Origin of the sequence: Nocardia sp. NPDC052316 (assembly GCF_044547795.1) — a bacterium.
Classification (GTDB): Bacteria; Actinomycetota; Actinomycetes; order Mycobacteriales; family Mycobacteriaceae; genus Nocardia.
On the sequence record NZ_JBIUBB010000001.1, the window covers coordinates 1,032,019 to 1,038,191 of the forward strand.

Below are 6,173 nucleotides of genomic sequence, written 5' to 3' on the forward strand. Positions count from 1 at the left end.
CTGTACTAGAAATATGCATACGCATTATTCCTCGTGACAACTACTGGAGCATTCGATGTCTGACACCACCGCCTGGGTCGCCGGTTTCCGTTCCGCGGTCATCAGCCCGTACGAGCAGGTCAAGCTCAGCGAATCACGGACCTTCGCCGACCAGACCGTGCGTCAGGTGCTGCACCTGGCCGGTGGCGGCGAGCAACTCCGCGTCCGGCTGACCAACCTCTACGGTCGAGATCCGCTGGTCATCGGCGCCGCCCGCGTCGCGCTGCGCAAGACCGGCAACGAGATCATCACCGAGACCGACACCGCCCTGCGGTTCGACGGCGCGGACCACATCACCATCCCCGCGGGTGGTGCGGCGCTCAGCGACCCGGTCGAGCTGACCGTCGCCGCGGGCACCGATCTCGCGCTGAGCCTGTACCTGCCCGAGCAGACCGGACTCGCGACCCGCTCGCATCAGCCGAGCGAAATCGCCTACGTGGCCGCCGGAAACGTCGCGTCGCAACCGGATCTCGGTGCCGCAGAGGAGGTTCCCGCGCGCTTCTACGTGACCGGCGTCGATGTGCTCGCTCCGGCGAACACCCCCATCGCGGTCGCGCTCGGCGACTCGTGGTTCGAAGGTGTCGGCTCGACCATGAGCGCGAACCGCCGCTCGGTGGACGCCCTCAACGACCGACTCGACCGCGGCTGGGTCGTCAATCAGGGCATCGGCGGAAATCGGCTGTTGACCAACGAAATCGGCGCGCCCGGCTCGGCCAGGTTCAGCCGGGACGTCCTCAGCGTCCCGGGCGTCACCAGCGTGCTGCTCCACTTCGGCATCAACGACCTCATCCTGGGCGGCATGTCGGGTGAACCACCCGCCACCACCGAAGAACTGATCGCGGGCTTCACCGAGATCGCGCGCCGCGCACACGACGCCGGTCTGACCGTGCACGCCGCCACCATCGGTCCCTACGCGGGCATCATCTACGAGGGGATGCCGGTCGAGCAGACCCTGCCGACCCGGCATCAGGTCAACGAATGGCTGCGCAGCACCGACGTTTTCGACTCCGTGTTCGACGTGGCTCGCGCGGTAGAGGACCCGGAACGCCCGAACTACATCCTCCCGGCATACGACAGCGGTGACGGCATGCACCTCAACGATGCCGGCCACCGCGCCATGGCCGAGACCGTCGACGTCGCGGCACTGTTCCGCTGAATCACCGAGGCGAGTCGTCGCACAGTGCGGCGACTCGCCTTCAGCGCGCCAGATCCGTGGCAGCCCTGAGCGTCTGCTCGATCGCACCGTCGATCGCGGATTGGAACGCGTGGCCCTCGCGCAGCGCGGCGCGACCGCCTGCGAACATCGCGCCGCACAACCCGCCAACCAGCGTCGCCGCCCGTACCGGATCCAGCTGTCCGGGGAATGCCGCGCACAGTGCCCGAGCCAGCCGATCCTCGACCTCGAAAAGGCGCTGCAGCGTGGCCCCGCGCAGCGCGGGAACCGACATCAGCAGGCGCAGGCGCGCGGCCTCCAGTTCACCGCTCGGATCACGCGGTCCACCCACCATCTCCGCGAGGATCGCCCGCATGGCGGCGGCCAGCACCTCGCCGACGCTCGCGTCGGCGTCCCGGTGCTCGATCGTCGCGAGTCCCACGTCGAGCAGGGTGCCGCCCTCGGCGAAGAGCACCGCCTCCTTGGTCGGGAAGTGGTTGAAGAACGTGGCGGGCGAAACATCCGCGGCAGCGGCGATTTCGGTGACCGTGGTCTCGTCGTAGCCCTTCGCCTCGAACAGGCGGTACGCCGCTTCGGCAATGGCCACTCTGGTGCGCTGCTTCTTGCGCTCGCGCAACCCCGGTTCACCCATGACAGCAGCTTACTATATCTACCTCAAACTTACAGTTGCTCTATTCTTAGAGTCACTCTAGCCTTGTGGCATGTGCGGAATCACCGGATGGGTCTCCTTTCAGCGAGACTTCTCGACAGCAACCACCACCACCCTCGACGCGATGACGGCCACCATGGCGTGTCGCGGACCCGACGACAGCGGCGTCTGGATCGGGCCGCACGCAGCCCTCGGCCACCGCAGATTGGCCATCATCGACTTGGCGGGCGGCACCCAGCCGATGACCATCGACACCCCGGAAGGCGTTGTCGCCATGGTCTATTCGGGCGAGACCTACAACTTCCGCGAACTGCGGTCCGAACTGCGCGCCCGCGGCCACCGGTGCACCACCGAGTCCGACACCGAGGTCGTGCTCCGGGCGTATCTGGAATGGGGTGCGTCCTTCGCCGAGCGACTGAACGGCATGTACGCGTTCGCTATCTGGGACGCCCGCACCGAGCAACTGGTGATGGTGCGAGATCGTCTGGGCATCAAGCCCTTCTACTACTACCCCACCGACGACGGCCTGCTGTTCGGCTCCGAGCCCAAGGCGATCCTGGCGAACCCGTTGGTAGACAAGCGGATCGGGCTGGACGGCCTGCGCGAGCTGTTCACCACGATCGCCCGCCCGGAGCAGGCGTTCTGGGCGGGAATGCGGCAGGTGCCGCCGGGCTCGGTGCTGACCGTCGGCCGCGACGGTATCCGCAGCACCACCTACTGGTCGCTACGCACCATGGAACACCGCGACGATCGCGCGACCACCGTGCAGACCGTCCGCGAACTGCTGGAGGATACCGTTGCCCGCCAGCTGATTTCGGACGTCCCGCGGTGCGTCCTGCTGTCCGGCGGACTGGACTCCTCCGCGCTCACCGCCCGCGCCGCGCGGCACCTGCGCGACTCCGGCGAGCGGCTGCGCAGCTTCAGCGTCGAGTTCCACAACCAGCAGCAGGATTTCGTGCCCGACGAGTGGCGGGCCACCCTCGACGCGCCCTTCGCCCGCGCCGTCGCCGAGCACGTCGGCTCCGCGCATCGCGACATCATGCTCGACGGCGCCGCCCTGTCCGATCCGGCGGTCCGGGCCGCCGTGGTCACCGCCCGCGACGTACCCGCGGGCTTCGGTGACAGCGATATGTCGCTCTACCTGCTGTTCAAGGCGATTCGCGAACACTCGACCGTCGCGCTGTCCGGGGAATCCTCGGACGAGCTCTTCGGCGGGTACCGCTGGTTCGCCGAGGCCGCTTCGCACGGTATGTCGACGTTCCCGTGGCTGTCTGTGCTGCCACAGTCCTTCGTACAGCGCACCAGACTGCTCGACCCCGACCTGACCGCGGCGCTCGATCTCGACACCTATCTCGCGGACAGCTTCACCGACGCCACCGCCGAGGTCACCCGGCTGAACGACGAAAGCGATCTGGAGTTCCGGATGCGGCAGGTCTCGCACCTGCATCTCACCCGCTTCCTGCGCACCCTGCTCGACCGCAAGGACCGGATGAGCATGGCGGTCGGCCTCGAAGTCCGCGTGCCCTACTGCGATCACCGGTTGGTCGAATACGTCTACAACACGCCGTGGTCGCTGAAATCCTTCGACGGACGGGAGAAGAGTCTGCTGCGCGCGGCCAGCGCCGACATCCTGCCGCGCTCGGTCGTCGAGCGCGTCAAGAGCCACTATCCAATCACCAAGGATGTGGCATACACCGAGGCGGTGCGCGTCCAGGCGAGCGATCTCCTTGCCACCCAGCAACATCCGGTCTTCCAGCTCTACGACCACGACGCCGTCACCAAGGCCGTCGACCGCCCCGCCGACCAGTTCACCGAGCCCGACCGCTTCGACCTGGAGCAGCTGCTCGACTTCACGATCTGGCTGGACCGCTACGCACCGTCGTTCATCTAGCCGGGACGCCCGGCGGCCAACCCGCGCAACACAATGGCGAGGCCGCCGCGAAACTCGTCGTCCACCGACATCTTTCGGGCCTGCGCCGCGGTCGCGGTCAGCGTCGGATACTCCTCGGGCGACAGTTGCGCGATGGCCGTGGTCGCGGGGGCGTTGATCGACGCGTAGTGCTCGTTCTCCAAGGACCCGAGCAGAAAGGCGACCAGCGTGCGCTGCGCGATCACTCGATCCGCCCCCGCGAACCCGCCCTCGGCGAGCACCGCAAGCATGGCCTCCATCCAGCGCAGGGTTGCGGTCGAGTTCTTCCGATGCCGTGGCACCAGCGGCACCGTCGCGGGGTGCGCGGAGATGGCCGCGCGCATCCGCTCGAGCAAGGTGGTCAGGCGGTCGCGCCAGTGCGCTTCGGCCGGGGTCGAGACGTCGATCCCGGCGAGCACCTCGTCGACGACCAGGATTTCCAGCTCCTCCCGGTCGGAGACGTAGCGGTACAGCGCCATGGTGGCCATCCGCAGTTCCTTGGCCACGGCGCGCATGGTGAGCGCGGACAGCCCGTCGCGGTCGATGACCGCGAGCGCCGCGACGCCGAGATCGGACTTCGTCAGCGAACGAGGACGTGGCATGGGTTGACAGCGTACAAGCTACGCGCATACTGGACGTAGGCGTACAAGGTACGCCTACGAAAGGAATCTCTCATGTCGCTGCCGACTGCTGTCTCCGATCGGGTACTGACCACCATCTCCGGCGCACCCGTGCCCGTCCCCGCCCCTGATCGCCTGATCCACCTGCAATTCCGCCGATTCGCCGGCTGCCCCGTCTGCAATCTGCACCTGCGCTCGATCGTCGCGCGCCGCACCGAGATCGCGGCGGCGAACATCCGCGAGGTGGTCGTATTCCACTCCAGCGCAGCCGAATTACGTAAGTACACCGAGGACATCCCGCTCGATTTGATCGCCGACCCCACCCGCGAGCTGTATCGCGAGTTCGGCGTCGAGTCGTCACCGCGCGCGCTGCTCGACCCGCGCGGCTGGCCCACCATCGCGCGCGGCGTCGCGCACGCCGCTCTCGCCGCGCTCCGCAAGAAGCAGCCCGCTCCCCCGACCAAGCCGGAGGGTGGCAACCTCGGCCTCCCCGCCGACTTCCTCATCGCGCCGGACGGTCGCGTCCTCGCGGCCAAATACGGCGTACACGTCGACGACCAATGGTCTGTCGACGAACTCCTCGCGCTGGCAACCACCTCGGAGCACGGCCGTTGACCATCGTCCACAAGCCCGCTCTGGCACGGGCGTCCGCTCTGTGCTTCGGCGGCCTGCTGGCCGGCGCGTTCGGCTACGGCGCGGTGAACGTCCTCTACGCCTTCCGCGAGGTCCCGCTCGATGTCCGCTTCACCTTCCACACCGCCCTGATGTCGGTGAACGGCCTTGTCATGCAGTCGCTGATGGGCCTCACCGTCCTCAGCTGCCTGGTGCTGGCCTTCCGGACCACCGGCCGCGACCGCCTGCTCGCCGGATCCGCTGCGGCACTGGCCGTTTCCTCGTTCGTGATCACCCGGCTCGGCAACATACCGATCAACCAGCACATCAAGGTGTGGGCGGTGAGCGCACCGCCTGCCGACTACGCCGAGATCCTCACCCGCTGGGAGGCGTTCCATTTCGCCCGCACCGCCTGCGCCCTGCTGGCATTCCTCCTGATCGTCACCCTCACCCTCGCCCCAGCGAAAAGAGCACTTCCATGATGACCATCGAACTGTTCGTCGCCGAAGAACAGCTGACCGCGGACCGGAAACACGAACTCGCCGAACGGATCCTGCGGGACCTGACCACCGAACCGGCGGCACCGGACTCGGTGCTGGCCAAGGCCCGCGAACTCACCCACGTGCTAGTACGCACACCGGACACCTGGGTTACCGGCGGCCCGAGCATCGCCGAAGCACCGCGCTACCTGGTGCGCCTCACGGTCCCCGGCGCATGGAGCAACACCGGCGAATTCGGCGACCACATCATCCCCCTCATCACCCGCGCCATCGCCGAGACCGAACCCGACCCCACCCGCCTCACCCGAGACCCGCACTGCCTGGTCCAGATCATCGGCCTGCGCGAACACTGCCTCGGCACTCTGGGCCGAAAGACCACCATCTCCGACATCACCAAACTGATGACCGACGACTACCGAGCCACCGCCACCCCGGCCGAGGCCCCCGAAGGCCACGTCATCGACCCCGTCTGCGGCATGCCGGTAGAACTGGCCACCGCCCGGATCACCCTGACCCACAACGGCACCGACTACGCCTTCTGCGCCCCGGTCTGCCGCAAGGTCTTCGCCGAGGACAACGCGGTGGACCTCGCGCACTGACCACTCGGTCCGGCCGCATCCGCCGGTCCTGAGCAGAGGCTCGGGACCGGCGGATTGCCTTGTGCCGGTGG

7 protein-coding genes are annotated in these 6,173 nt (G+C 67.6%); 5 read left to right on the top strand and 2 right to left on the bottom strand.

What is annotated here, in order from left to right:
* Positions 1-55 precede the first annotated feature (55 nt).
* Positions 56-1,195 (top strand): GDSL-type esterase/lipase family protein, encoded by a 1,140-nt coding sequence (locus ACIHA7_RS04810; RefSeq protein WP_397285584.1) that lies wholly within the window; start codon positions 56-58, stop codon positions 1,193-1,195.
* A gap of 40 nt (positions 1,196-1,235) precedes the next feature.
* Here ACIHA7_RS04810 and ACIHA7_RS04815 read toward each other — a convergent pair whose 3' ends face one another.
* Positions 1,236-1,844 (bottom strand): TetR/AcrR family transcriptional regulator, encoded by a 609-nt coding sequence (locus tag ACIHA7_RS04815; protein ID WP_397285586.1) that lies wholly within the window; start codon positions 1,842-1,844, stop codon positions 1,236-1,238.
* A 70-nt stretch (positions 1,845-1,914) separates the two neighbouring features.
* Here ACIHA7_RS04815 and asnB point away from each other — a divergent pair, with 70 nt between their 5' ends.
* The gene (gene asnB / locus ACIHA7_RS04820) at positions 1,915-3,753 is read left to right on the top strand and encodes an asparagine synthase (glutamine-hydrolyzing) (RefSeq protein ID WP_397285588.1); all 1,839 of its coding nucleotides are present in this window, start codon (positions 1,915-1,917) and stop codon (positions 3,751-3,753) included.
* On the opposite strand, the gene ACIHA7_RS04825 is transcribed toward asnB, so the two are convergent.
* Positions 3,750-4,373 carry a TetR/AcrR family transcriptional regulator gene (locus ACIHA7_RS04825; RefSeq protein ID WP_397285590.1) on the bottom strand — a complete coding sequence of 208 codons (624 nt, stop codon included), beginning with the start codon at positions 4,371-4,373 and terminating at the stop codon, positions 3,750-3,752. The two genes, asnB and ACIHA7_RS04825, sit on opposite strands and share 4 nt — an antisense overlap.
* 72 nt (positions 4,374-4,445) lie before the next feature.
* On the opposite strand from ACIHA7_RS04825, the gene ACIHA7_RS04830 reads away from it, so the two are divergent.
* The 3 genes from ACIHA7_RS04830 to ACIHA7_RS04840 are packed head-to-tail and all read left to right on the top strand — an operon-like array spanning position 4,446 to position 6,102.
* Positions 4,446-5,006 carry a peroxiredoxin-like family protein gene (locus ACIHA7_RS04830; protein ID WP_397285592.1) on the top strand — a complete coding sequence of 187 codons (561 nt, stop codon included), beginning with the start codon at positions 4,446-4,448 and terminating at the stop codon, positions 5,004-5,006.
* The gene (locus tag ACIHA7_RS04835) at positions 5,003-5,485 is read left to right on the top strand and encodes an anthrone oxygenase family protein (protein ID WP_397285594.1); all 483 of its coding nucleotides are present in this window, start codon (positions 5,003-5,005) and stop codon (positions 5,483-5,485) included. The genes ACIHA7_RS04830 and ACIHA7_RS04835 overlap by 4 nt, the downstream gene beginning before the upstream one ends.
* The gene (locus ACIHA7_RS04840) at positions 5,482-6,102 is read left to right on the top strand and encodes an ATPase (RefSeq protein WP_397285596.1); all 621 of its coding nucleotides are present in this window, start codon (positions 5,482-5,484) and stop codon (positions 6,100-6,102) included. Before ACIHA7_RS04835 ends, ACIHA7_RS04840 begins: the two co-directional genes overlap by 4 nt.
* The last annotated feature ends 71 nt before the right edge of the window (positions 6,103-6,173 follow it).